21 protein-coding genes and 1 riboswitch are annotated in these 24,958 nt (G+C 70.1%); of the genes, 13 read left to right on the forward strand and 8 right to left on the reverse strand.

All coding sequences use genetic code 11. The features are described from left to right. Positions 1-90 precede the first annotated feature (90 nt). Positions 91-1,374: a LuxR C-terminal-related transcriptional regulator gene (locus E3O60_RS11515; protein ID WP_240632320.1), complete on the forward strand. Its 1,284-nt coding sequence runs from the start codon at positions 91-93 to the stop codon at positions 1,372-1,374. Here E3O60_RS11515 and E3O60_RS11520 read toward each other — a convergent pair. The 3 genes from E3O60_RS11520 to E3O60_RS18505 form a co-directional block, all read right to left on the reverse strand. Next, on the reverse strand, positions 1,371-3,089 hold the full coding sequence (locus E3O60_RS11520; protein WP_241980163.1) for a SulP family inorganic anion transporter: 1,719 nt from the start codon (positions 3,087-3,089) through the stop codon (positions 1,371-1,373). The genes E3O60_RS11515 and E3O60_RS11520 overlap by 4 nt on opposite strands. Next, a complete protein-coding gene (locus E3O60_RS11525) occupies positions 3,086-3,523 on the reverse strand; it encodes a metalloregulator ArsR/SmtB family transcription factor (RefSeq protein WP_088454834.1) in 438 nt (145 codons plus the stop codon). Before E3O60_RS11525 ends, E3O60_RS11520 begins: the two co-directional genes overlap by 4 nt. An 81-nt stretch (positions 3,524-3,604) precedes the next feature. Further along, on the reverse strand, positions 3,605-3,748 hold the full coding sequence (locus tag E3O60_RS18505) for a hypothetical protein (RefSeq protein ID WP_158253860.1): 144 nt from the start codon (positions 3,746-3,748) through the stop codon (positions 3,605-3,607). Between the two features lie 311 nt (positions 3,749-4,059). On the opposite strand from E3O60_RS18505, the gene E3O60_RS11530 reads away from it, so the two are divergent. Next, the gene (locus tag E3O60_RS11530) at positions 4,060-5,031 is read left to right on the forward strand and encodes an FKBP-type peptidyl-prolyl cis-trans isomerase (RefSeq protein WP_134498134.1); all 972 of its coding nucleotides are present in this window, start codon (positions 4,060-4,062) and stop codon (positions 5,029-5,031) included. A 52-nt stretch (positions 5,032-5,083) separates the two neighbouring features. After that, positions 5,084-5,148, forward strand: a riboswitch (guanidine-III (ykkC-III) riboswitch). A gap of 9 nt (positions 5,149-5,157) precedes the next feature. Then, on the forward strand, positions 5,158-5,481 hold the full coding sequence (locus E3O60_RS11535; RefSeq protein WP_134498136.1) for a multidrug efflux SMR transporter: 324 nt from the start codon (positions 5,158-5,160) through the stop codon (positions 5,479-5,481). A 73-nt stretch (positions 5,482-5,554) separates the two neighbouring features. Here E3O60_RS11535 and E3O60_RS11540 read toward each other — a convergent pair whose 3' ends face one another. Both E3O60_RS11540 and panD read right to left on the reverse strand, forming a co-directional pair. Further along, on the reverse strand, positions 5,555-7,207 hold the full coding sequence (locus tag E3O60_RS11540; RefSeq protein ID WP_134479603.1) for an HNH endonuclease signature motif containing protein: 1,653 nt from the start codon (positions 7,205-7,207) through the stop codon (positions 5,555-5,557). A 129-nt stretch (positions 7,208-7,336) separates the two neighbouring features. After that, positions 7,337-7,750 carry an aspartate 1-decarboxylase gene (panD, locus tag E3O60_RS11545; protein WP_088454831.1) on the reverse strand — a complete coding sequence of 138 codons (414 nt, stop codon included), beginning with the start codon at positions 7,748-7,750 and terminating at the stop codon, positions 7,337-7,339. Positions 7,751-7,837: 87 nt separating this feature from the next. On the opposite strand from panD, the gene E3O60_RS11550 reads away from it, so the two are divergent. From E3O60_RS11550 to E3O60_RS11565, 4 genes are all read left to right on the forward strand, one after another. Next, positions 7,838-10,450 carry an excinuclease ABC subunit UvrA gene (locus tag E3O60_RS11550; protein WP_134498138.1) on the forward strand — a complete coding sequence of 871 codons (2,613 nt, stop codon included), beginning with the start codon at positions 7,838-7,840 and terminating at the stop codon, positions 10,448-10,450. Between the two features lie 85 nt (positions 10,451-10,535). After that, a complete protein-coding gene (locus tag E3O60_RS11555; protein WP_134479605.1) occupies positions 10,536-11,765 on the forward strand; it encodes an aminotransferase class V-fold PLP-dependent enzyme in 1,230 nt (409 codons plus the stop codon). Next, a complete protein-coding gene (locus E3O60_RS11560) occupies positions 11,766-12,824 on the forward strand; it encodes a hypothetical protein (protein ID WP_088454829.1) in 1,059 nt (352 codons plus the stop codon). It abuts the gene before it with no gap. 119 nt (positions 12,825-12,943) lie between these two features. Continuing rightward, positions 12,944-14,230, forward strand: a complete 1,287-nt coding sequence (locus E3O60_RS11565) for an ATP-binding protein (RefSeq protein ID WP_088454828.1) — start codon at positions 12,944-12,946, stop codon at positions 14,228-14,230. Positions 14,231-14,242: 12 nt separating this feature from the next. On the opposite strand, the gene E3O60_RS11570 is transcribed toward E3O60_RS11565, so the two are convergent. Then, positions 14,243-14,983, reverse strand: coding sequence for a FadR/GntR family transcriptional regulator (locus E3O60_RS11570; protein ID WP_134498140.1), 741 nt, complete (start codon positions 14,981-14,983; stop codon positions 14,243-14,245). 254 nt (positions 14,984-15,237) lie between these two features. On the opposite strand from E3O60_RS11570, the gene E3O60_RS11575 reads away from it, so the two are divergent. After that, a complete protein-coding gene (locus E3O60_RS11575) occupies positions 15,238-16,632 on the forward strand; it encodes a GntP family permease (protein WP_088454826.1) in 1,395 nt (464 codons plus the stop codon). Positions 16,633-16,634: 2 nt separating this feature from the next. Further along, positions 16,635-17,204 (forward strand): gluconokinase, encoded by a 570-nt coding sequence (locus E3O60_RS11580; RefSeq protein WP_088454825.1) that lies wholly within the window; start codon positions 16,635-16,637, stop codon positions 17,202-17,204. A gap of 118 nt (positions 17,205-17,322) precedes the next feature. Here E3O60_RS11580 and E3O60_RS11585 read toward each other — a convergent pair whose 3' ends face one another. Together E3O60_RS11585 and E3O60_RS11590 are read right to left on the reverse strand one after the other, a co-directional pair. Further along, positions 17,323-17,952 (reverse strand): hypothetical protein, encoded by a 630-nt coding sequence (locus E3O60_RS11585; RefSeq protein ID WP_134498142.1) that lies wholly within the window; start codon positions 17,950-17,952, stop codon positions 17,323-17,325. Between the two features lie 145 nt (positions 17,953-18,097). Next, on the reverse strand, positions 18,098-18,613 hold the full coding sequence (locus E3O60_RS11590; protein ID WP_134498144.1) for a DUF664 domain-containing protein: 516 nt from the start codon (positions 18,611-18,613) through the stop codon (positions 18,098-18,100). A gap of 146 nt (positions 18,614-18,759) precedes the next feature. On the opposite strand from E3O60_RS11590, the gene hutH reads away from it, so the two are divergent. From hutH to E3O60_RS11610, 4 genes are read left to right on the forward strand one after another with little or no spacing between them, the layout of a single operon-like run. After that, positions 18,760-20,349 (forward strand): histidine ammonia-lyase, encoded by a 1,590-nt coding sequence (gene hutH / locus E3O60_RS11595; RefSeq protein WP_241993251.1) that lies wholly within the window; start codon positions 18,760-18,762, stop codon positions 20,347-20,349. A gap of 41 nt (positions 20,350-20,390) precedes the next feature. Continuing rightward, a complete protein-coding gene (hutU, locus tag E3O60_RS11600; protein ID WP_134498146.1) occupies positions 20,391-22,142 on the forward strand; it encodes a urocanate hydratase in 1,752 nt (583 codons plus the stop codon). Beyond that, the gene (locus E3O60_RS11605; protein WP_134498148.1) at positions 22,135-23,343 is read left to right on the forward strand and encodes an allantoate amidohydrolase; all 1,209 of its coding nucleotides are present in this window, start codon (positions 22,135-22,137) and stop codon (positions 23,341-23,343) included. Before hutU ends, E3O60_RS11605 begins: the two co-directional genes overlap by 8 nt. Then, positions 23,340-24,803 (forward strand): formimidoylglutamate deiminase, encoded by a 1,464-nt coding sequence (locus E3O60_RS11610; RefSeq protein ID WP_241993252.1) that lies wholly within the window; start codon positions 23,340-23,342, stop codon positions 24,801-24,803. The genes E3O60_RS11605 and E3O60_RS11610 overlap by 4 nt, the downstream gene beginning before the upstream one ends. Positions 24,804-24,958: the final 155 nt, after the last annotated feature.

Here is a 24,958-nt window from a genome sequence, read left to right on the forward strand (position 1 = left end):
GGGCCATCCGTGGCCGGGCGGAGATGACGAGCCCACCCGGATGGGTAGGGGCAGTCAGGCCGGACGGCCAGATCCGGGTAGGCTGACGCGGTGAAGTCGCTCGCCAACCCCCGCTCAATGGAACTGCTCGACGCCCTGCACGGCGTCGTGAAGAGCTCCCCGCCCGACGTCGCCGGCGGCTTCTCGGCCCTTCTCGAGCCGTTCATCGGGCACAGCGCGCTGCTGATTCTCACCGACGACTGCACAGACGACTGCACCGGCCGACCGCGGAAGACGGCCGGCGAGGCGTCGATCATCGACGAAGTCACCCTCGTCGAGCTCGACGCCGTGCGCCGCTCGCTCACCAGCGAACCGTCCGACCCGTGGGGCCGCCGTGCCGTGCTCGGTGGCACCGATCGCCCGATCACGGCCTGGACTGCTTCCACCGGCGCCCTGCTGGTGCTCGCCGACCCCGAACTCACGCCGGCCGGCGCGGCCGACCCCGAGGCGACCCTCGCGCTCGTCGGCCGGTTGTGGCAGCTCGTGGCCACGAGCATCCGCCAACAGGTGGCCGCGGCCAGTCCCGCCCACCTGCTCGACTCGCGGCCCGCGTCGGCCGAGCGTGCCAAGCTCATCGCCGATCTCACGGATGCCCATTCGACCACTCTCGAATCCCTGCTCGGGGTGCTGCGCTCGCCCACGGTCAGCGCCGAGGCCGCCCGTCAGACCGCCACCGATCTCGCCGCGAGCGCCATGGTGAACCTGCGCGCGGTGTCGGACCGGGACCGCTCACTCGCCCAGGAACCGGTGGCGGCGGCCTTTGCCAGGCTGCGGGACGATCTGAGGCCCTTGGTGCGGTTCGGTGACCTCGACGTGCAGTTCGTCGAGCCGCCGGCGAACGGCCCAGCCCTGCCCGGTGAGGTCGCGCACGCGGGCCGCGCCATCGTGCGCGGCGCCGTGCTGGCCCTGGTGGAGCAGGCGGGGGTAAGCCGGGTACGCGTGCAGTGGGACTGCGACGGCAGCAACCTGCTGATCCAGATCCGCGACGACGGCGCGGGCGTTCTCAGCACGGACTCCCCCGGCGTCGTCCCTCTCACGGCCAGGGTCGCCGCGCTCGGCGGCACCTTCGGCGTGCAGGCCACCGCCGGCTGGGGCTCCGAGCTCACGGTGTCGCTGCCGTTGGACCCACCGTCGGCCCCGCTGGCCCCCGCCACCGAGTGGGGGTTGAGCCCGCGGGAGCAGGGGGTGCTGGCGCTGGTCGCCTCCGGCGCGCGCAATAAGGCCATCGCCGGCGAGCTGCTGATCAGCGAGAACACCGTGAAGTTCCACGTGGCCAACCTGCTGCGCAAGGTGGGCGCCTCCACCCGCGCCGAGCTGGCTTCGCTGGCCCGCTAGTCCCTGGGCAACCGGATCGCGCTGGTCCAGCCGTAGTCGCCGGCATCCGCGCCGCCGGCCGTGGCGGCCCGGGTGACGTGGCTGCGGGCGTGTTCGATCGCGGCGTCAAGGTCGATGAAGAGGTGGTTGCGGTGCCGCAGCGACGTGATCACGCCCACCCGGGTGACGAGTTTGAGGTGCCGCGGCTGGATGCCCTTGACGAGCACCGTGATGCCGCGCCGCTCGAGCGCCTGGATCATCTCGGTGATCACCCGGGCGCCGGTGGCGTCGAGGATCTGCAGTTGCGACATCCGGATGATCACCACGGTGATGTGGCTGGTCTGGTTGACCCGTTCGAGCATCCGCTCGGCCGCACCGAAGAACAGGGCGCCATCGAGCCTGAACAGCGCGATGCGCTCGTCGCCGGGAACAGGGGTGCCGGGCAGTTCCTCCCGGTGCACGCCGCTGGAGGCCGACACCGCCCGCAGCGCGAAGAACGCGGCGACGGCGATGCCGATGCCCACGGCCACGATGAGGTCGACCGATACCGTCACCAGGGCGGTGATGACGAACACCGTGGCATCCGACCCCGTGGAGCCGATGATGCTTCGCACGGTGGCGATCGAGATCATCCGGGCCGCGGTCACCATGAGCACCCCGGAGAGCGCGGCGAGCGGGATCTGCGAGACCACCCCGGTGGCGAGGTAGACCACGCCGACGAGCACGATCGAGTGCACGATCGCCGCCAGCCGGGTGCGGCCGCCCGAGCGGATGTTGACCGCCGTGCGGGCGATCGCGCCGGTGGCCGGCATGCCGCCGAAGAAGCCGGAGGCGATCGAGGCCAGGCCCTGGCCCACGAGCTCGCGGTCGGCGTCGTACGGGCCGGTGTCGGACAGCGTGACGGCCACCCGCGCAGAGAGCAGGGACTCGATCGCGGCGAGCGCCGCGATGGTGAGGGCGGGGCCGACCAGGGAGCTCAGCAGGCCGGCATCAAGCTGCGGCAGCGCGGGCGCCGGCAGCGAGCTGGGCAGCTCGCCGATGCGGGCCAGCGGCAGGTTGGCGAGGTTGGCGACAACGGTCACCACGATGATGGCCACGATCGACCCCGGCAGCTTCTTGTGCACCAGGGGAGCCAGCAGCATGATCGCGGCCACCATGAGCACCATGGCCACAGGGACGATCACGGTGGACCAGTCGACGGTCTGGAAGGACTGTACGGCGGCCACGAAGGCATTGCTGCTCGGCCCGGCCTTGGAACCGATCGCGGCGGGCACCTGTTGCAGGAAGATGATGACGGCGATGCCCAGGGTGAACCCCTCGATCACCGGCCACGGGATGAAGGTCACCGCTCGGCCGAGCTTGAGGGCGCCGGCAATGATCACGATGAGGCCCGCCATGAGGCTGAGCACCGCGACAACGCCGACGCCGTGGGCGGCCACGACCGGACCGAGCACCACGACCATGGCGCCGGTGGGGCCGGAGACCTGGATGTTGGAGCCGCCGAACACCGCGGCGATGACACCGGCCACGATGGCGGTGATCAGGCCGCTCTCGGCGCCGGCGCCGGAGCTGACCCCGAAGGCCAGGGCCAGCGGCAGCGCAATGATGCCCACGGTGAGGCCGGCCACGATGTCGCCGCGCCAGGTGCGCTTCACATCGCGGTAATCCTGCCAGCTGGGCAACAGCGCGCGCAGGTAACGGCCGGTCCTGCCGGCGGCGACGGTGATCACACTCACCGGGACACCGCGTCACTGGACACGGCGGCGTTGGACGCCGCATCCGTCGACCCGAGCCGGGGCCGGCCGACCGTGCTGATCAGGCGCTGCTGGGTGGTCTCGAGAATCTCGACGAGCAGCTGCCGGGCCACCGCGAGCAGATCGGCGACCTGCGGGTAGGCCAGGCCGTAGAAGACCAGGCTGCCGCGGCGCTCAGCCACCACCAGGTTGTGCCGGCGCAGCACCGACAGGTGCTGGGAGAGGTGCGAGGCCTCCAGGCCGGTGTCGGCGAGCAGGTCGGAGACCGACAGGTCGGTGTCGGCGTGGGCGAGCACCTCGAGCACCCGCACCCGAACCGGATGCGCCAACCCCTTGAACAGGTTGGCCTTCACCTCATACAGCGGACGGTTCGCATCCGTGAAGGTGCCGGTCGGGTCGTCATTCAGCGGTTCCATGAATTCATCATATCGCGCTACCAGCGGATAACCCCGGACCAAGGTCCCGTCGCCGGTGCCGGCAAACGGCCGGGCTTCGGGCTACTCCGCGTTGGGGTCGGCTACCGTGGCGGCCGGGGCGGCGGCGGGCACGTTGCGGTGGGTGCGCCAGAAGTACTCGCGCTTGAGGCTCTCCCAGCGGTCCATGCTGACGGCGTTTACTGAGGTCGACTTTTGGTCGGACACGAATTGCTCTTTCTCTTGACGTGCTGTCACCACATCGAGCGGCGTTCGATGGGTGGGGCAGGGCGTCAATCAGGAGGTTGCCGTGATGAGCGTGGCGCCACTGTCGGTGGGTTTCGGTCACCATCGACCTGCTCGGCCTGACGAATTCCCGGGGCCGAATAATCAGTTTAGATCTCCGCACTTCCCCCCGTCAGGGGACGAAGGTCCCGAATCGGCGGGTCTGTGAGCCGGCTGGGAGCACACCGATTCAGCACATACATAGGTGCGGGGACCAGACTGGTCGAGGCCCGAATCTGACTGGAGACACCTGCGTGCGTACACTTCCCACTTTCCTCACCCTGACGGCGGTCGCCGCCGTCGCCCTGACCGGCTGCGCGGCGTCACCCGCGTCGTCGCCGACACCGTCGGCCACGACGGCCCCGGTCGCATGCACCGATCCGGGTGCGACGTCGGATGCCGTCACCGTCGCCGGTGATGCCGCAGCCGAACCGACCGTGACCTTCGAGGCCCCTCTGGCCACGAAAGCGACCGAACGCACCGTCATCACGGAGGGCACCGGAGACGCCATCGAGGAGGGTGATTCCGTGGCGATCTCCTACGCCGCGTACAACGCCACCACCGGCGCCAAGCTCACCGCCGGCGGCTTCGGCGACGCCGCCGGCCTCACCGTGAACGTCGTCAACGGCCAGGGCGTCATCCCGGGCATCCTCAAGGGTGTGGCCTGCTCCAACGTGGGCGACAGGGTGGCCGTGGTCTTCCCGCCGGCCGACGGCTTCGGCGAGACCGGCAACACCGACCTGGGTGTGGCCGCCACCGACCAGCTGCTCTTCGTGATCGACATCAAGGAAAAGCTGCCCACCCGCGCCACCGGGGAAGACCAGGAGCCCACGGACGGCTTCCCCACCGTGAAGCTCGCCGATGACGGCGCGCCCGCCGTGACCATGCCCAAGAGCGACCCGCCCACCGACCTCGCGGTCGAGGTGCTCAAGAAGGGTGACGGCGCGGCCGTCACGGAGACCTCCACGGTGACCGTGCAGTACACCGGCGCCATCTGGGACACCGGCAAGGTGTTCGACCAGAGCTGGGGTGTCGGCCCCACGTCGTTCCCGGTCTCCGGGTTGATCACCGGCTTCACCCAGGGCCTGGTCGGACAGACCGTCGGCTCCCAGGTGGTCATTGTCATCCCGCCGGGCGAGCTGGGTTATGAGGGCGGTAACGAGACGGCCGGCATCAGCGAAACAGACACTCTCGTCTTCGTCGTGGACATCATCGCCGCAGCCTAAGTGTCCCCGGCGGCCTGCCCAGTGTCTGCACAGGCCGCCGGGCTAGTCTTCTGGGAGACCGCTCACCGCGGTTCCGGACGACGGATCAGTACCCGGCACGCGACAAGACTGGCCATAGGAGTTCTCATGTCGTGGACCATTTTGATCGTGTCCGGTGTTCTCGAAGCCGTCTGGGCGACGGCCCTCGGCAAGTCCGTCGGCTTCACCAAGCTCTGGCCCACCGTGATCTTCGGTGCCGGCCTGGTTTTGAGCATGGCCGGCCTCGCGTTCGCGATGCGCACCATCCCGATCGGCACCGCTTACGCCGTCTGGGTGGGGATCGGCGCGGCGCTGACCGTGCTCTACGCGATGATCTTCGGCGGCGAACCGGCGTCGCTCATCAAAATCCTGCTCATCCTGGGCCTCGTCGGCTGCGTCATCGGCCTGAAGCTCGTCGACGGCGGCCACTAGCCCTCCCGCCTCCGGCTCGCGACGTCTCTCACGATCGGCGGATGCTGCCGTCACCGTGATCGTCGCTGCCATATCAGTGCCTGTCGGCCCGGTCCGGGTGTAGGCCTTCCGGAGCGATGGGGCTCTTACGGTTCAGCCTGATGAGCGACTGCCCGGGATCAACAATGGCCGGGGGCCGCAGCCAATAGACGCCCCGGTTCTCGAAGATTTGCCAGCCCTGGGCGTGGAGCAGCCGGTGGTGTGGGGGGCAGAGCAGGATGCCGACGCGGATGTCTGTGGCGCCGTGATCGCGGACCCATTCCTCGAGATGATGCGCCTCGGTTCGCGAGGGTGGCCTGTCGCAGTCGCCCCATCGGCAGCCGCCATCGCGGGCAGCCAGGGCGATGCGTTGCGCTGCGGTGAAGATGCGTTCTTCGCGGCCGAGGTTGAGGGGTTGGCCGTCGTCGTCGAAGGTGATCTCGACGGTGCCACTGGTGCAGATGATCCTGTCGACGCTCTGCTGGCACACGGGTGCGGGATTACCCTCGATGAAGCCGTGGCCGCTGCCGTCGGGAATCGCAACGAGAACCTCGGCGGGGTCGACTGCCGGCGCGAGTTCGCCTGCTGGTGCGGGTGAGGGAGTCGCTGCTTCGGCCTCCCCGTCCCCGGCTGGCACCGGGGTGGGCGCCGGGGTGGGCGCGGGAGTGAGGATCCGAACCGCCGGGCTGCGACCGCCGAGCATTCGGTGCGGGTTGACGGTGCTACCGGCCCTGAGGAGCTCGACGAAGGTGTCGGCGGTTAACTGGTCGGTGCTGCGCGGGTCATCCTGTATCGCCTTGGCCCAGGCGGCCCGGTCCGGGTCGACGAATCTCACGCCGCCGCGGCGGGGACCGGCGGCACTGTCGCAGACGGAGAGAATGAACGCGCCCTGCTCAGGCGGGAATTGGCCGTTGAGGTGGACCTGGCCGGAGTCACCGGTCCAGATCCGCAGGTACCGGTCGTCCCATGCCTTCTGTTCGCGTTTCGCGATGCCGGCCTCATCGAGGGTGTCCCGCATCCTGCGGGAGCGTTTGAGGAGGTCGTCTACGGTGGTTGTCTTCGCTTCTGTGAGGAGCTTCTGCACCGCATCACCGAGGACTTCGGCGGTGATGACGACGTCGATCGTGCCCAGGCCCGCGCGGATCGCGTGCGCCGCGGCGACCGAGAGGGTTCCGGCAGCCACGGCATCGGAAATGGCGCTGTACCAGGGCAGCGGGACAGGCTCAGCGCCGGGAACGGCGGCCACATCACCGCCGTCGACGTCGTCGCGGCCGTCCTGTTGCCCCCGGTCGTTGGCCTCGGCGTCCCGCACCGCCTGGGCCGTCTCTGTCTCGCTGAGCATCGTGCCCACGTCAACGAGTTTGCGGGCGTCGGCCCGGGTAGAGCCGGTGAGGGTCTGGATCAGGTCCGCCGGCGACAGAAACCCCTGCCGTGCTGCCAGGCCCTGCTGGCCCAGCTCCCGGCGGGAACGGTGCGCGAGGGTCTTCGCCAGCCATACCGATCGGGTCTCCACCAAGCCACGCAACTTGGCCAGGTCTCTCTGGCCGGCGATCAGCTCCGCGTCGGAGAGCGCGTCGTAGTCGGCGCTGCACGCCCCGAGGTGCTCCACCGCTTCTAGCGCGGCGATCAACGACCCCGGCAGCGGAGCCGTCGGCGCCGTGCCATCCGGCGCGGAACCGGGTTCGGAGACAGCTACGATGGTGACCATGCGATGAGAATAGCTCAATATCGAACGTTTGTGTGGTGGAACCCACGGCTGTGGAGAACTTTTTCACACGTTCTCAGCCATCCGATCCGGGTGCCATGATTCTCCTCGGCGCCCGACAGGCAGCGAAGCTCAGAGAGCGTGGGGCGGGCGCTCCAGGTCGTCATCGCCGTCGGCAGCGGCCGGGTCGGTGCCGACCGAGATGATCGCGTTCTGCGCATCCACGTGCACGACGGTGGGCTGGTAGACCCTGGCCTTCTTCGTGCCCATCTGGGCGTAGGAGATGATGATGACCAGGTCGCCCTCGTGCGCCATCCGTGCTGCCGCGCCATTGACGCCGATCACACCGCTGCCGCGCTCCCCGGCGATCAGGTAGGTCTCGAAGCGGGCGCCGTTGTTGACGTTCACGATGCTCACCAGCTCGCCGGGCAGCAGGTCGGCCGCGTCGAGCAGGTCGAGGTCGACGGTCAGCGACCCCACGTAGTGCAGGGCGGAGTGCGTCACGGTGGCACGGTGGATCTTGGACTTGAACATGGTGCGGCGCATCGGAAAGAGCCTTTCGGGGATCAACTTCTCCACGATACGCGTGCCGAGCAGGGTCGAGTGTCAGGGGGCCGAACTAGAGTCGATCGAATGCCTCACTCTCCCTTGACTTCTTCGGCACCCATTTCTCCGCCCCTTCCGGCGGACCTCGCCGCCCACCCAGGCGCTGACGGCTTCGTGCGTGTGCGTGGTGCCAGAGAGAACAACCTGCAAGACGTCAACGTCGACATCCCCCGCGACGCCATCGTCGCCTTCACCGGAGTCTCCGGCTCGGGCAAGTCGTCCCTGGTGTTCGGCACCATCTTTGCCGAGGCCCAGCGCCGGTTCTTCGAGTCCGTCGCGCCGTACGCACGCCGCCTGATCCAGCAGGGTCACACCCCGCACGTTGACCTCATCACCGGGCTGCCGCCGGCCGTGGCCCTCCAGCAGCGCCGCGGCTCGCCCAGCTCCCGCTCCAGCGTGGGCACCGTCACCACCCTGTCCAACTCGATGCGGATGCTCTACTCCCGCGCCGGCACCTACCCTGCCGGGTCGGACCTGCGCTTGGACTCCGACGCCTTCTCGCCCAACACGGCCACCGGCGCCTGCCCGGAGTGCCACGGCCTGGGCATCTCGCACACCGTCACCGAACCCCTCCTGGTGCCCGACGCGAGCCTGAGCATCCGCGACGGTGCCATCGCAGCCTGGCCCGGCGCGTGGCAGGGCAAGAACCTGCGCGACATCACCGGGGTGCTGGGCCACGACATCGACGTGCCGTGGTCACAGCTCAGCCGCGAGTCGCGCGATTGGCTCCTCTATACCGAGGAGCAGCCCGTCGTGGAGGTCACCCCGCAGCGAGACAGGGTGGCCAAGCCGTACAAGGGCCGGTTCTGGAGCGCGAAGAGCTACGTGATGCACACGCTGGCCGATTCGAAGAGCGCCCAGATGCGCCAGCGGGTGCTCGCGTTCGTGGAGACCGGCCCGTGCCGACTCTGCGGCGGCAGCGGCCTGCGCGCCGAGGCCCTCGAGGTTCATTTTGCCGGCCGGCCGATCAACGAACTCAACGCCCTCACCCTCAGCGACCTCGCCGAGGTGCTGCGGCCCACCGCCGAGCTCACCGGGGCCACCGGGTCGCACCGCTCCGCGCAGTCCGGCGAGGTCACCGAGGTGGCCGTCACCGTGGCCGGCGACCTGGTGCGCCGCCTCGAGGTGCTCATCGACCTGGGCCTGGGCTACCTCAGCCTGAACCGGGCCACCCCCACCCTCTCCCCCGGCGAGATGCAGCGGCTGCGCATCGCCACCCAGCTCCGCAGCGGCCTGTTCGGTGTGATCTACGTGCTCGACGAACCCTCCGCGGGGCTGCACCCGGCCGACGCGGAACCGCTGCTGGTGGTGCTCGAACAGCTCAAGGCATCCGGCAACTCGGTCTTCGTGGTCGAACACAATATGGACGTCGTGCGCCGCGCCGACTGGCTCGTCGACGTGGGCCCGCGCGCGGGCGACGGTGGCGGCGAGGTGCTCTACAGCGGCCCGGTGCCGGGGCTGGCCGAGGTCGAGACCTCCGTCACCCGCCGCTACCTGTTCCCCTCCATGGGCGACTCGGCGGCGCCGGCGCACCGTGAGCCGGCCGCCTGGCTGGGCCTGACCGGCGTCACCCGGCACAACCTCGTCGACCTCGACGTGAAGGTGCCGCTCGGCGTGCTGACCGCCGTCACCGGTGTCTCGGGGTCGGGCAAGTCCACCCTGGTCAGCCGGGTGCTGGCGGATGCCGTAGGCCGGGAACTGCGCCAAGGCCCGGTCGACGCCGGGCCCGCCGCCAGCGTTGCCGGAGACGGCGCGGCCGACCAGCAGGCCGCCCAGGACGCCGATGACGACGAGACCGGTGCGGACCGTGCCAGCACCGTCGTCGACACGGTGACCGGTGCCGGGGCCATCGACCGTCTGGTGCGCGTGGACCAGAAGCCCATCGGCCGCACCCCGCGCTCCAACCTGGCCACCTACACGGGCCTGTTCGACGCCGTGCGATCCACCTTCGCGGCGACGGATGCGGCGAAGGCCGCCGGCTTCGGCGCCGGTCGGTTCTCCTTCAACGTGGCCGGCGGCCGCTGCGACACCTGCCAGGGCGAGGGCTTCGTGGCCGTGGAGCTGCTCTTCCTGCCCGGCAGCTACGCACCCTGCCCGACCTGCGGCGGCTCCCGCTACAACGCCGAGACCCTTGCGGTGCTCTACAACGGCAAGTCCGTCGCCGACGTGCTGGGACTCACCGTCGACGCGGCCGCCGACTTCCTGGCCGAGGTGCCCAGCGCCGCCCGCAGCCTGGCGACCCTCCGCGAGGTGGGCCTGGGCTACCTGCGGCTCGGCCAGCCGGCCACCGAGCTCTCCGGCGGTGAGGCGCAGCGCATCAAGCTGGCCACCGAGCTGCAGCGCGCCCGTCGCGGCCACACCCTGTATCTGCTCGACGAGCCCACCACCGGGTTGCACCCGGCCGATGTGGAGCTGCTGATGACGCAGCTGGGCCGGCTCGTCGACGCGGGCAACACCGTTGTCGTGGTGGAGCACGACATGGGCGTCGTGGCCGCGGCCGACTGGGTCATCGACCTGGGCCCGGCCGGCGGCAGCGCGGGCGGCCGCATCGTGGCGGAGGGCACTCCGGCGACTGTCGCGGCGCATCCGCACAGCCGCACGGCGCCCTACCTCGCCCAACGCTTGGAGCTGGCTGTGTAAACGGTGCTACACCCGGTCAAACGGGACTTTGGTCCCCATTCCCGGAACAGCCGCGAATCTAAGCTGAGCCTGGAGTTGAGACCTTATGAAGCGCAGCACGCTGTTCCGCAGGCCCGCCGCCGAGCGACTCGACACGGGTCAATCGGGCGATTTCGGCTACCTGCAAGCCGGTGAGGTCTACCTCGACGCCGCCTGCCAGAGCCTCCGCCCGCAGCCCGTGATCGACGCCCTCACCGACTACTACACGACCTATAACGCCTGCGGCGGACGGGTGAAATACGCCTGGGGCCTGAAGGTCGATGCCGCGGTGGCCGACACCCGCAAGGCCGTGCTCGGCCTGCTCGGGCTCTCGAATAAGAGCCACGCCGTGTCGTTCACCCTCAACACCACCTACGGCCTCAACCTGCTCCTGCAGCAGCTGCCGCTGGGCCGCTTCACCAGGGTCGTGACCAGCCACGTCGAACACAACTCGGTGTTCCTGCCCACCATCACCGCCGCCCGCCGGCTGGGCGTCGACCGCCTGGTGCTGGGTCGCGCCGCCGACGGCGCCCTGCTCTACGAGCCCGCGCAGCTGGAGAAGGCCGTCGTCGTCGTCAACACCACGTCCAACATCGACGGCCGCCAGCTCAGCAACCTCGCCGACCTCGTGCGGGACACCCACGCCCGCGGCGGCATCGTCATCGTCGACGCCGCCCAGGCCATGGGCCACAGCCGGGCGCTGCTGCAGAAGACCGAGGCGGATGCGGTCTGCTTCTCCGGCCACAAGATGTACGCCGCAAGTCTCGGCGTCGTCGTGGCGCGGCACGAGCTGCTCACCTCCCTCGAGCTCGGCTTCGTGGGCGGCGGCATGGTCTCCGACGTGCGCGAGAACGACTTCGACCTCGTTCAGGGTGACCCGGCGGCGCTGCTCGAACCGGGCCTGCAGGCCTGGGGCGAGATCATCGCGCTCGGCCGGGCGATCGAGTGGCTCGGCGACGTCCGCCCCGGCGGGCTCACCCCCGCCGAGCACATCACCGGCCTGTCCAGGCGGCTCCACGACGGCCTCGCCGAGATCCCCGGACTCACACTGCTGAACACCGAGCCCAGCCCGGTGATCAGCCTCTACGCGCCCGCGCAGGACTCGCACCGGCTCGCGGTGTTCCTCTCGCACTCGCGGATTTCCGTGCGCAGCGGCTACTTCTGCGCCCACCACTACCTGAAGGAACAGCTCGGGCTACCCCCGCTGCTGCGCCTCTCCCTCGGCCTGCACTCGACCGAGTCGGACATCGACTCGGCCACGCAGGCCCTCACCCGGCTGATGAAAGGCCTCTCCTAAGTGTTCTGCATCGCCGCATTCATCGTCCTGGTCGTCATGGCCGCCTTCTCGGCCAAGTACCGCCGCTACGTCGGCAAGGCCTGGAACTGCACCTGGCGCCGGGTCACCTTCCGGCCCTGCGACACCACCTTCAAGCAGGACATCAAGGACCACCTGCTCGCGCCAATCGCCGTGCGCCGGCCGGGGCTCGTGCGTCCAGCCAGCATCGGCCTCGAGATCCTTGCCGTGCTCGTTCTGGTCACCACCCTCTGGTCGGGTTACACCGTGGTCAAAAGCGCCGTCAACCTCTACGTCTACGGCACCTGCAACAAGCAGGATTCGGCATCCTGCACCCTGGGCGCCGAGGCCTGCTCGATCCCGGATGAGACGCCGGGCTTCATGGAGTCGCTGGGTGAGTTCGACGTGCTCGGCGCATTCGGCAACGAATTCGGCAGCCTCGGCGAGACCTTCGCGGCCATCCCGGCCCGCCTGCAGACCTGGACCGCCGAGGACTACCTGCCCGCCAACGCCAGTTACCTCACCGAGGACACCGCCAACCCCGTCGCCGTCGAGGTCATCGACCCCGGCTGCACCTTCTGCAAGGCACTGTTCCAGAACATCGAGGAGGCAGGCTTCGAATCGGCCTACAACCTCACCTACATCGCCTACCCGATCGCGGGCACCGAGGGCTACAAGTTCCCCAATTCGCTGCTGGTGACCCAGTACCTCGAGGCCCTGCGGCTGCACCCGCTGGACGGCGCCGAGACCCCCGTCGACTGGCAGGTGCTCGAGCGCATCTTCACCGAAAAGGCCGAAACCGGCCTGCCGTGGCAGGAAACCATCAACTCGATGGATTCCGACGAGGCCACCGCGACCCTGGTCGACTGGCTCGGCGAGTTCGGCCTCTCCGCCGACCAGATCGACGCGGTCGTGACCGAGGCCGCTTCGGACACGGTTACCGACATCATCGCCGCCAACAAGACCCTCGTGGAGGAGAAGATCGCCACCGTGAAGATCCCCACGATCATCTTCGACGGCCGCCGCCACGACGGCCTGGTCTCGGTCGACGGCCTGCAGTAGCCGGGCCCGCCCATCCGCGAACCGTGAGGAAAGCCCCAAGAATCGCAAACTTGTGGGGATTGAGTCACGGGTCGCGGTAGGGAGGGTGGCATAGTGACCTCACACACCGAGGGAGCCCGATGACCGAGTGGCGTATCCGCGACTTTCATACCGACGATCTCGACGGCATCCTGCGCCTGTGGGAGGAGATCACCGCCTCCAGCACCGACCCTGTCTACGCCCTGTCTGAGGTGCTCGCCTCCTGCCAGAAGGACGATGCCGTCGTGGCCGTGCACGGCGACGAGGTGGTCGGCGCCGCGGTCGGCCGGGCCGCCCACGCGCAGGGCTGGATCGTGTTCCTCGCCACCACCAAACCGTGGCAGAGCCACGGCATCGGTTCGGCCCTGCTCGCCGCCCTCGAACGACGGATGGCGCCGCACGGCCTGACCAAGCTCTCCGCGCTGATGCCGGAGACCGCCACCAGGGTCGACGCGTTCCTCAACCGCGGGTTCGAAATCAAGAACCACCTCAGCTACTTCGAGCGCCGCATCCCGGTGCAGGGCCAGTCGATCAGGGCCCTGGCCGACCTCGGCGGGCGCATCCTGCCGAGGGACCTGTGGGCGAGCGTGGGTGGCATGGTGCGCGAGAAGGAACTGCTCGAGCGGCGCCTGGTGATGCCCCTGGCCCGGCCGGAGATGGCCGAACAATACGGCGTTGTGCCGCCCAAGGCCGTGGTGCTCTTCGGCCCGCCCGGCACCGGCAAGACCACCTTCGCCAAGGCCATCGCGTCCAGGCTGGACTGGCCGTTCGTGGAGGTGTTCCCCTCCCGGCTGGCCAGCGACCCGCACGGACTGGCCGGGGCACTGCGGGAGACGTTCCACAAGATCGACGACCTCGACCACGTTGTGGTCTTCATCGACGAGGTCGAGGAGATCGCCGCCCAGCGTGGTGGCGAACCGCCCTCGCCGCTGCAGGGCGTGACCAACGAGCTGCTCAAGCTCATCCCGGCGTTTCGCGAGCGGCCCGGGCGGCTGCTCGTCTGCGCCACCAACTTCATCCGCACCCTCGACTCGGCGTTCCTACGGCACGGCCGATTCGACTACGTGGTGCCGATCGGGTTGCCGGATGCCGCCGCCCGGCAGGCCATCTGGGAGCGCTACATTCCCCCGGCGGTGGCCGGCACCGTCGACCTCGCGGCCCTCGTCGCGGCCAGCGACGGCTTCTCCCCAGCCGACATCGAATACGCCGCCCGGCGGGCTTCCCAGCAGGCCCTGGAGGATGCCCTCTCCGCGGGCGCCGACGAGTCCGTGCCCGGCGGGCCGGGCACCCAGGACTATCTGGCCGGCATCCGCGGCACCCGCACCACGGTCTCGGCGCAGGTCGCCGCCGAGTTTCTCGAGGACATCGACCGGCTCGCCCGGCTCTGAGCCGGCCGGCTTCTAACCGGCGGTGCTGTTGACGTCGGCCGACTCCTGCACGAACTCGGTGAGGGTGGCCTCGAGGGTGGCATAGGCGGAGGCGTATGCGGCATCCTCGTCGCCCGCCGCAATGGCCGCGGCCAGGTCGTTGTGCCGATGGGCGGATGCCGGGGTGTACTCGGTGATCGTGAAGCGCTTCTCCTGCTCCCGGGTGCGCAAGAGGGCCGCCACGGTGCTCGCGAAGTGACCCATCACCGCGTTACCCGAGCCCTGCAGGATCAGGGTGTGGAACTCGACGTCGGCCTCGAGGAAACGCCGGCCGTCTTGCGCCTGGTCGGCCTGCACCATGACGGCCGCGGCCCGGGCGACGGCCTCCCGTTCCTCGGGCGCCATCAGTCGGGCGCTCAGCCGTGCGGCCACGGGTTCGATGCCCAGGCGTACCTCGAGCATCTCGCGCATCTGGGCGAAGTAGTCGCCCTGGCCGCGCCACTGGATGATCTGCGGGCTGAACAGGTCCCACGACCGACGGGCGAGCACCTGGGTGCCCACCCGCTGGCGGGGCTCCACCATGCCCACCGACTGCAAGACCCGCAGGGCCTCCCGCAGCACGGAGCGCGACACGGCGAAGCGTTCGCTCAGCGTGTCAAGATTGAGGATGTCGCCCGTCTGGTAGGTGCCGTCGACGATCTCCTGACCGAGCGCGTTCACCACCCGGGCGTGCAATCCCCGGTCCCGCCACGTTTCTTCGGCTATTGCAGTCACTGTCACACCCTCACTCCCCCGACGCGACCTCGTCGCACCGATCTGTTCCAGCCTGCGTCATCGAACTCTGCCCGTACGGTGTTGTTGACCAGATCACCGTCGTTGTGTAACACTTCATAAATCCGATTAATCAGATTAATCAGATTACGTACTTCCTCCTTCACTATGCCGCATCCGGCGACATGAGGGAGACGTGCGTGTTCACCACATGACGAAGGGGTCGCAGGGACGCGGCCTCGGAACGGATTCTCGAGATGAATGTGACCCGCGCGATTCAGGCGGTGGAACCAGTGGTTCCCGCCGGCAGCACCCTTCAACTCATTCTCGCGGCGATCATCGGCGTCGCCGTGATCATCGTCTTGATCACCTGGCTCAAGGTGCACCCGTTCCTGGCCCTCTCCATCGGCGCCGTCGGCGTGGGCGTAGGCGCCGGCATGGCCCCCAACGCCGCGGTCACCAGCTTCGGTGCGGGCTTCGGCTCCACCATGGCCGGCGTGGGCGTGCTCGTGGGCTTCGGCGCCATGTTCGGCAAGCTGCTGGCCGACTCCGGCGGAGCGGACCGCATCGTCGACGCGCTGGTCAGCCGCTCGAGCGTGCGCACCCTGCCGTGGACCATGGCCCTGATCGGTGGCCTCATCGGCCTGCCGATGTTCTTCGAGGTCGGCCTCGTGCTGCTGATCCCCGTGATCATCCTGGTCGCCCGGCGCAGTGGCCAGTCGCTCATCCGCATCGCCATCCCGGCGCTGGCCGGCCTGTCGGTCATGCACGGCCTGGTGCCGCCGCACCCCGGACCGCTCGTGGCCGTCACCACCCTGAACGCCAATCTCGGCCTCACCCTGGCCATCGGCGTGCTCATCGCCATTCCCACGGTGATCATCTCCGGCCCGCTATTCAGCAAGTTCGCTGCCCGCTGGGTCAAGGTACCCGTTCCCGAGATGTTCATCACCGCCGCCGACCAGGGCCTCGAGGAGAACGTCAAGCGCCCGAGCTTCATCGCCACCGTCTCGGGCATCCTGCTGCCGGTAGTGCTGATGCTCGCCCGCTCGATCGCCGACGCCATCAACCCCAACTCCACTGACCCGCTCAACGCCGCCCTGGACTTCCTCGGCACCCCGATGATCGCGCTCGGCATCGCCGTGATCTACGCCATGATCGTGTTCGGTCGCGGCGGCGGCATGGACCGCGCTGCGGTCTCGAAGTCGCTCGCTGACTCGCTTCCCCCGATCGCCGGCATCCTGCTCATCGTCGGCGCCGGCGGTGGGTTCAAGCAGGTACTCATCGACACCGGCATCGGAACCGTCATCGCCGACGCGGTGAACGGGTCGAGCGTTTCGGTGCTGCTGCTGGCCTGGGTCGTCGCCGCGCTGGTGCGCGTTGCCACCGGCTCGGCCACCGTCGCCACGGTCACGGCCGCCGGCATCCTCGCCCCGGTCGCCGCGAGCCTGAGTTCCACCGATGTGTCGCTCATGGTGCTCGCCATCGGCGCCGGTTCGCTGTTCCTCTCGCACGTCAACGACGCGGGCTTCTGGCTGGTCAAGGAGTACCTCGGCACCAGCGTTCCGCAGACCCTGAAGACCTGGACGGTCATGGAGTGCCTTATCTCCGTCACCGGCCTGGCCGGCGTCCTCCTCCTGAACGTCGTGATCTAGCCATGTTCGAGAATCAGCAACCCGTGCTCGTGATCATGGGAATCTCCGGATCCGGCAAGTCCACCGTGGCGGGAATCCTCGCCGGCCAGCTCGGCTGGGACCTCGAAGAGGGCGACGACCTGCACCCGCAGGAGAACATCGACAAGATGTCCTCTGGCGAGCCTCTCAACGATGAAGACCGCGCGCCGTGGCTCGACACGATCTCCTCGTGGATCATCGAGCACTCCATGGCGGGCGTGCCCGGCATCATCACCTGTTCGGCGCTCAAGCGCCGCTACCGCGACGTGCTGCGCGAGCACAACGTGATCTTTGTGCACCTGAGCGGGTCGAAAGACCTGATCGGGCGCCGCCTGGCCACCCGGCACGACCACTACATGCCCACCTCGCTGCTCGACTCGCAGGTGGACGCGCTCGAGCCGCCGGAGCCCGACGAGAACGCGATCACCATCGATGCCGGCCGGAAGCCCGCCGAGGAGGCCGCCGAGATCGTGCGCCGCCTGGGCCTCACGCCGAGCCCCGGTTCGTCGGCCCTGGGCGCCCCCGACCCCGGCCAGTCCTCGGTCGCCCGCTAGTCCAGCGCCACATCAGTGCCCGATTCGGACATCTGCGCCCGGCACACCGGCCGCAAATGTCCGCACCGGGAACAGTTGTCTGCTGGTGCTGGTGCGGTCAGGGTGGATGCGCAGCGCGTCAGGTCAGGTCGGGATGCCTCGCGGGCAGCGCGTGCCGCTGGCCGGCGGCGTGCAGCTTGCGGTTCTTGCTCTCCCAGTCGCCCAGCGCCTGGCGAATCGATCCCAGCGCCCGGGTCTCGGGGCAGGCGGCGGCCGACCTGCCGCATCCGCAGTGCCGTGGGTCGGCGGGCGTCACCCGATGCAGGCTGTCGATCTCCCAGAGCACGGCCATGGCCGCATCCGTTCGGCGCTGGCCGAGCTCGGCCTTGCGCTCGGCGCGCTTGAGCACCTCGGTCTCGAGCAGGCCGCGCAGGCCCGCGTCGGGCCCGCGGTCGAAGCGGCCGGCCACGATGCCGGTGAGGTCGGCGACCTGGGCGGCCAACGCCGCAATCTCGGCGTCCCGCTCGGCGATCGTCGCGGTGGTCGTCGCGTCAAGCTCCTGAAGGGTCTCTTGCTGCGCGGCGAACTGCCCCAGCCACAGTTTGATGTGGTCGGCGTCGCGCTGCTCGGCCTTTTCGGGCCCGAGGTGGCGCAGGCAATGGCCGCACACGACCTGGTCGGTCGCCGAGGTGAAGTGGAACGGCTGCAGCGACTGGCAGCAGAAGCACTGCGCCAGCACGTTCACATACAGCGGATACGAGTGGGCCACGGGCTCTCCAGTGTCGAGGTGCTGACACCGAGCCTAGCCGGGCGATCCCTCTCGCGAGAGCGGTCGAACGGTCACCTCCGCGGCCACACGCAGCCACGCGGCCGCTCTCGCGGCAGGCAAGGCAGGCAGGCACGGCAGGCCCGGCTCAGAGCAGGCCCGCCCGCTGCGCCAACCCGCGCACGTACGCGGCCTGGCCGGCGTGCTGCAGATCGTCGGCGATCACGCTGACCAGCCGCACCGCCAGGGTCACCGGCGGGGTCCAGCGGGTGTCGACGATACGACTGAAATCGTCCTCGTGCAGGGTGGCCAGGTAGCCGAGGGTGCGTTCGTGCACCGCGTCGAAGTAACCCTGCAGCAGGTCAGCACCGGCCCGCACCGCGGCCACCTCGGTCGAACCCTGGCCGTAGCCGGTCGCCGTCGGCGCGAAGGGGAGGTCGAACCGTTTCTGCCAGCCCGCCGACGTCCACAGTTGGGGCTCGCCCATGAGATCGGCCACGTGGTTGTCTTGCACCCGGGTGAGGTGCCAGACCAGCCACGCGATGGTGTTCGCCTCGTGGTCGGCCCGGTACCCCAGCAGCTCGGGGCCGGCTCCGACGAGGGCGGCGTGCACAGCCCCCTGCACACGGCCGAACGCATCCGTGATCAGGTCGGTCGACAGCATCCGGTACCTCCTGTGGGTCGACGACCGGCCCACCCGAGGACCCGTTCACGCGCCACCCTAGCCCGCTGTGGTGATCCGGCAAGTGTCTCGTATCCGAGACACCAAGTCGGCTGAACCCCGTGCGCCGAGGACCGGGCAGGAGTCAGATGGACAACATGCACACCGTCGACACCGTCCTGCCCGCCACCAACATCACCCCGGCCCCCGTCACAGTGGGCACCGGCCCGGTCTCCGTGGCGGATGTCGTGGCCGTCGCCCGCCACGACGCCCCGGTGCTGCTCGGCGATGACGCCCGCGCCGCCGTGGCCGCCAGCCGGGCCACTATCGAGGTGCTCGCCACCGACACGGCGCCGCACTACGGCATCTCCACGGGCTTCGGCGCCCTGGCCACCACCTTCATCGACGCCGCCGATCGCACCCGGCTGCAGCAGAGCCTGGTGCGCTCACACGCGGCCGGCTCCGGCCCCGAGGTGGAACGGGAGACCGTGCGCGCCCTGATGTTGTTGCGCCTGTCCACCCTGCTCACCGGGCGCACCGGCATCCGTCTGTCGACCGCGGAGGCGTATGCCGGCCTGCTCAACGCCGGCATCACCCCGATCGTGCGCGAATACGGCTCGCTCGGCTGCTCGGGCGACCTGGCCCCGCTGGCGCACTGCGCCCTGACGCTGATGGGCGAGGGCACCGTGCGCGACCGCGCCGGTACTGAGCTGCCCGCCGCCGACGCCCTGGCCGCCGCCGGCCTCGAGCCGGTGCTCCTGGCCGAGAAGGAGGGCCTGGCCCTGATCAACGGCACGGATGGCATGCTCGGCCAGCTCAGCCTGGCCCTGCACGACCTGCAGACCCTGTTCTCCACCGCCGACGTGGCCGCCGCGATGAGCATCGAGGCCCTGCTCGGCTCCGACGCCGTCTTCGCCGCCGACCTCGCCGGCCTCCGCCCACAGCTGGGCCAGCAGGCCTCCGCCGAGAACCTCCGCCACCTGCTCGCCGGCTCGCCGATCGTGGCCAGCCACCAGACTCCGGAGTGCACCCGGGTGCAGGACGCGTACTCGCTGCGCTGCGCCCCGCAGGTGCACGGCGCCGCCCGGGACACCGTTGAGCACGCGGGCCGCATCGCCGACCGCGAACTGGCCTCAGCGATCGACAACCCCGTCGTCACTCTCGACGGCCGTGTCGAGTCCAACGGCAACTTCCACGGCGCCCCGGTCGCCTACGTGCTCGACTTCCTCGCCATCGCCGTCGCGGACGTGGCGAGCATGTCCGAGCGCCGCACCGACCGGATGCTCGATCCGGCCCGCAACAACGGTCTCCCGGCCTTCCTCGCCCACGACGTGGGGGTCGACTCCGGCCTGATGATCGCCCAGTACACCGCCGCCGGCATCGTCTCCGAGCTCAAGCGCCTCGCCGTGCCGGCCTCGGTCGACTCGATCCCCTCCTCGGCCATGCAGGAGGACCACGTATCCATGGGCTGGCACGCCGCCCGCAAGCTCCGCACCGGCATCGACGGCCTCGCCCGGGTGCTCGGCATCGAGATCATGACCGCGAGCCGCGCCCTCGACCTGCGCGCGCCGCTGAAGCCCGGGCCCGCGACCGGTGCCGTGCTGGCCGAGGTGCGCCGGGGCGTTGCCGGCCCCGGCCCCGACCGGTTCCTCTCCCCCGAAATCGAGTCGGTCGCCGCATCCGCACGCAGCGGCGCCCTACTCGACGCCGCCCAGACCATGACCGGCTCGCTGTACTAACCGCATCCGCACGCTCAGCTCTCGAGAAAGCAGACCCGCTCATGACCGACCTGACCGACAGCACGGCGCCAGCAGCCGCGGATGCGCCGCCCACCGACCCGCACGCCCCGCGCGTCGTGCGCGCCGCCCCCGGCAACACCCTCACCGCCAAGAGCTGGCAGACCGAGGGCCCGCTGCGGATGCTGATGAACAACCTCGACCCCGAGGTCGCCGAGCACCCGGAGAAGCTGGTGGTCTACGGCGGCACCGGCAAGGCTGCCCGCAACTGGGCGGCGTATGACGCCATCGTGCGCACCCTCACCACGCTGGAGAAGGATGAGACCCTGCTCGTGCAGTCGGGCAAGCCGGTGGGCGTGTTCCGTACCCACGAGTGGGCGCCCCGGGTGCTGATCGCCAACTCCAACCTCGTCGGCGATTGGGCCACCTGGCCGGAGTTCCGCAGGCTCGAGGCCCTGGGCCTCACCATGTACGGCCAGATGACCGCCGGATCCTGGATCTACATCGGCACCCAGGGCATCCTGCAGGGCACTTACGAGACCTTCGCCGCCGTGGCCGCCAAGAGGTTCAACGGCACCCTGGCCGGCACCCTCACCCTCACCGGCGGCGCCGGCGGCATGGGCGGCGCCCAGCCGATGGCGGTCACCCTCAACGAGGGCGTCGTGCTCATCGTCGACGTCGACCCGTCCCGGCTCGAGCGCCGGGTCGAGCGCGGCTACCTCGACGAGATGACCGACGACATCGACGACGCCATCGCCCGGGTGCTGGCGGCGAAGGCCGATCGCCGGCCACTGTCGGTGGGCCTGGTCGGCAACGCCGCCACGGTGTTCGCCGAGCTCCGCGCCCGCGAGGTAGCCATCGATATCGTCACCGACCAGACCAGCGCACACGACCCGCTCGCGTACCTGCCCGAAGGCGTCAGCGTCGCCGACTGGCACGCCTACGCCGCCGACAAACCCGAAGAGTTCACCGACCGGGCCCGCGCCGCGATGGCCAAGCAGGTGCAGGCGATGGTCGATTTTCAGGATGCCGGAGCCGAGGTCTTCGACTATGGCAACTCCATCCGCGCCGAGGCGCTGCTCGGTGGCTGCGAGCGGGCGTTCGAGTTCCCCGGCTTCGTGCCCGCCTACATCCGGCCGCTCTTCGCCGAGGGCAAGGGCCCGTTCCGCTGGGCGGCGCTCTCCGGCGACCCGGCCGACATCGCGGCCACCGACAAGGCGATCGTGGACCTGTTTCCGCACGACGAGCACCTGCGTCGCTGGATCACCGCCGCCGGCGAGAAGGTGCGCTTCGAGGGCCTGCCCGCCCGCATCTGTTGGCTCGGCTACCAGGAACGCCACCTGGCCGGCCTCAAGTTCAATCAGATGGTCGCCTCCGGCGAACTCTCCGCCCCGATCGTGATCGGCCGTGATCACCTCGATTCCGGCTCGGTCGCCTCGCCCTACCGGGAGACCGAGGCCATGAAAGACGGCTCAGACGCCATCGCCGACTGGCCGCTGCTGAACGCCCTGCTGAACACCGCGTCCGGCGCCACCTGGGTCTCGATCCACCACGGCGGCGGGGTCGGCATCGGCCGCAGCATCCACGCCGGCCAGGTGATCGTGGCCGACGGCACCCCGCTGGCCGCCGAGAAGATCGAACGGGTACTCACCAACGACCCGGGCACCGGCGTCATGCGCCACGTCGACGCCGGCTACGAACGCGCCGAAGAGGTGGCCCGCGAACGCGGCCTGCGGGTGCCGATGTGGGAGACGGATGCACCCGCCGGCTCGGTCGCGGATGCGCCGCATGCCTGACCTCATCGCGCACGGCCTGCTGGCCGGCCTCGACGAGATCGCCGACACCGGCAGGGACCGGCGTGCCGCCGGCTACTCCCGGCACCTCTGGGAGCCGGCCGAACACGAGCTGCGGGCCTGGTTCACCGAACGTGCCGAGCGGCTCGGGCTGGCTGTGGAGACAGACCGCAACGGCAACACCTGGGCGTGGTGGGGCGAACCTGGCGCGGATGCCGTGGTGGTCGGCAGCCACCTCGACTCGGTGCCCGGCGGCGGCGGCTACGACGGCCCGCTCGGCGTGGTCTCCGCCCTCGACGCCGTCGCCCGACTGCAGGCCGCCGGTTTCGTGCCGAGCCGGCCCTGCGCCGTGCTGGTGTTCGCCGAGGAGGAGGGCTCGAGATTCGGGGTGGCCTGCCTCGGTTCCCGGCTGCTCTCCGGCGCGATCGACGCCGATACGGCCCGTGCCCTGACCGATCGGGCGGGAATCACCCTCGCCGAGGCGGCGAAAACGGCCGGGCTCAATCCTGCACACCTGGGCCGAGACCAGGCCGCCCTCGACCGCATCGGTATATTCCTGGAACTGCATGTGGAGCAGGGCCGGCGCCTGATCGACCTCGGTGAACCCGTCGCGGTGGCCTCCTCCATCCTCGCCCACGGGCGCTGGCGGCTGAGTTTCACCGGCCAGGGCAACCATGCCGGCGCCACCCCGATGACCGGCCGCCGCGACCCCATGGTGGCCGCGGCACACGCCATCGTCGCGGTGCAGCAGGCCGCCCTGGCCAACCCGGGGGCCCGAGCCACCGTCGGCCGCATCGAGGCGATACCCGGCGGCACCAACGTGATCCCCTCCGTCGTCACCGCCTGGCTGGACGCCCGCGCGGACACCGACGACCAGGCCCGCGCCGTGGTCGCCGACATCACCGCCCGGCTGCAGGCCCCGCACTCCGGCTGCGCCGCGACCGTGGTCGAGGAGTCCTGGACCGGCACCGTCACCTTCGACCCGGAGCTGGCCGCCCGCCTGGCCCTCGCGCTCGGCGGCGTGCCCGCGCTGGCCACGGGAGCCGGCCACGACGCCGGAGTGCTCGCCGCCCGGCTGCCCACCGCGATGCTGTTCGTGCGCAACCCCACCGGCATCTCGCACTCCCCCGAGGAATTCGCCACCCTGGCGGATTGCCTCGCCGGCGTCGAAGCCCTAGACACCCTGCTGCGGGAGCTGCTGTGACCCCGCCCCCGGCGAGCAGCCCGCTGCCGAGAGTCGCCACCTACTGGTGCGAGGCGCTGCTGGTCGACGGCGTCGCGGTCGCCGGCGTGCGCCTGTCCGCCGGCATCGACGGGCGCCTGACCGACCGCGCCGATGGTGTTCCGGTCGAGCCCGGCGACATCCGCCTCGGCACTGTTCTGCCCGGCCTGGCCAACGCGCACTCGCACGCCTTCCACCGGGCACTCCGCGGCCGCACCCACGACCAGGGCGGCGATTTCTGGCACTGGCGTGAGTCCATGTACGCCATGGCGCAGGCACTCACCCCCGAGCGCTATCTGCGACTGGCGCGGGCCGTTTTCGCCGAGATGCTGGTCAGCGGCTACACCGCCGTCGGCGAATTCCACTACCTGCACCACCAGTCGGGCGGCGCGCCGTACCCGCAGGCCCACGCCATGGAGCTCGCGCTGGCGACCGCGGCCCGCGAGGTGGGCATCCGCTTGGTGCTGCTGGACACCAGCTACCTGGCCGGCGGTATCCATACCCCGTTGCGGCCCGAGCAACGCGCCTTCGGCGACGGTTCGGCCGCCGGCTGGCTGGCCCGCTGGGCGCGTCTGCGCGAGACTCTCGACGCGGATGCCGCCGCCCGGCTGGCCGAACCGGCCCTGGTCAGCCTCGGTGCCGCGCTGCACTCCGTGCGGGCGGTCCCGACGGAGGCCATGCGCGAGATCCTCGCCGGGTTGCCGGCCGACGTTCCGCTGCACATCCACCTCTCCGAGCAGGTGCAAGAGAACGCTGACTGCCTGGCCGCCTACGGGGTCACGCCGACCGGACTGCTCGACGGCCTCGGCGCGCTCACACCACGGTTGAGCGTGGTGCACGCCACCCACCTCAGCGACGACGACGTGCGCCTACTCGGCACCAACGGTGTCACCGTATCGATGTGCCCGAGCACCGAGGCCGACCTCGGCGACGGCATCGGTCCGGCCCGGGCCCTGGCCGACGCGGGCTCACCGGTCGCCCTGGGCTCCGATCAGAACGCCGTAATCGACCCGTTCCTGGAGCTGCGCGGCCTGGAGATGGGCGAACGCCTGGCCTCCGGCTGTCGCGGCCGGTTCACCCCGGCGGAGCTGCTGCAGGCCGCCGGCACCGCCGGTTACGCCGCCCTCGGCCTCGGTCGCGCGCGCCTGGTCCCGGGTGACCCGGCCGACCTGGTCGAGGTCGATGCGCGCAGCATCCGCACCGTCGGTGCCCGGCTCGACCAGCTCGTGCTCGCCGCCACGGCGAGTGACGTGCGGCGGGTGATCGTGGCCGGCCGCATCGTCGCCGACAGTGGCCGCTTGGTGGGCACCGCCGCGGCCGCCCTCGCCCTCGACGGGTCGCCCGCGGCGCTCCTCGGCGAGGTGCTCGATGCCCTCGATCCCTTCGACGCCCTCAGCTCCCCCGACACAGGCAGCTTCCCCGCCGCCCCGAGCCCCGCATGACCACCCGCGCCCGGCTCTGTGCCCCATGCGGACAATTGTTACCGGCGCACCGGCCACAATTGTCCGGAACAGGAACAGTTGCATCGGGCCGGATGCCCGGGCCGCGGTCCGCCGAGAAACCCCGCCTCGCTCAGCCCGACCCGACTCCCACCGTT

It is taken from the genome of Cryobacterium sp. TMB1-7 (assembly GCF_004402435.1).
In the GTDB taxonomy this organism is placed as follows: Bacteria; Actinomycetota; Actinomycetes; order Actinomycetales; family Microbacteriaceae; genus Cryobacterium; species Cryobacterium zongtaii.

Bases quoted from the DNA above. Each gene is read 5' to 3' on its own strand.
- E3O60_RS11565 (WP_088454828.1), top strand. From the start codon at position 12,944: ATGACCGAGTGGCGTATCCGCGACTTTCATACCGACGATCTCGACGGC.
- hutU (WP_134498146.1), top strand. From the start codon at position 20,391: ATGACCGACCTGACCGACAGCACGGCGCCAGCAGCCGCGGATGCGCCG.
- E3O60_RS11590 (WP_134498144.1), bottom strand. From the start codon at position 18,613: ATGCTGTCGACCGACCTGATCACGGATGCGTTCGGCCGTGTGCAGGGG.
- hutH (WP_241993251.1), top strand. From the start codon at position 18,760: ATGGACAACATGCACACCGTCGACACCGTCCTGCCCGCCACCAACATC.
- E3O60_RS11580 (WP_088454825.1), top strand. From the start codon at position 16,635: ATGTTCGAGAATCAGCAACCCGTGCTCGTGATCATGGGAATCTCCGGA.
- E3O60_RS11605 (WP_134498148.1), top strand. From the start codon at position 22,135: ATGCCTGACCTCATCGCGCACGGCCTGCTGGCCGGCCTCGACGAGATC.
- E3O60_RS11575 (WP_088454826.1), top strand. From the start codon at position 15,238: ATGAATGTGACCCGCGCGATTCAGGCGGTGGAACCAGTGGTTCCCGCC.
- E3O60_RS11525 (WP_088454834.1), bottom strand. From the start codon at position 3,523: ATGGAACCGCTGAATGACGACCCGACCGGCACCTTCACGGATGCGAAC.
- E3O60_RS11535 (WP_134498136.1), top strand. From the start codon at position 5,158: ATGTCGTGGACCATTTTGATCGTGTCCGGTGTTCTCGAAGCCGTCTGG.
- E3O60_RS11540 (WP_134479603.1), bottom strand. From the start codon at position 7,207: ATGGTCACCATCGTAGCTGTCTCCGAACCCGGTTCCGCGCCGGATGGC.
- E3O60_RS11550 (WP_134498138.1), top strand. From the start codon at position 7,838: ATGCCTCACTCTCCCTTGACTTCTTCGGCACCCATTTCTCCGCCCCTT.
- panD (WP_088454831.1), bottom strand. From the start codon at position 7,750: ATGCGCCGCACCATGTTCAAGTCCAAGATCCACCGTGCCACCGTGACG.
- E3O60_RS11555 (WP_134479605.1), top strand. From the start codon at position 10,536: ATGAAGCGCAGCACGCTGTTCCGCAGGCCCGCCGCCGAGCGACTCGAC.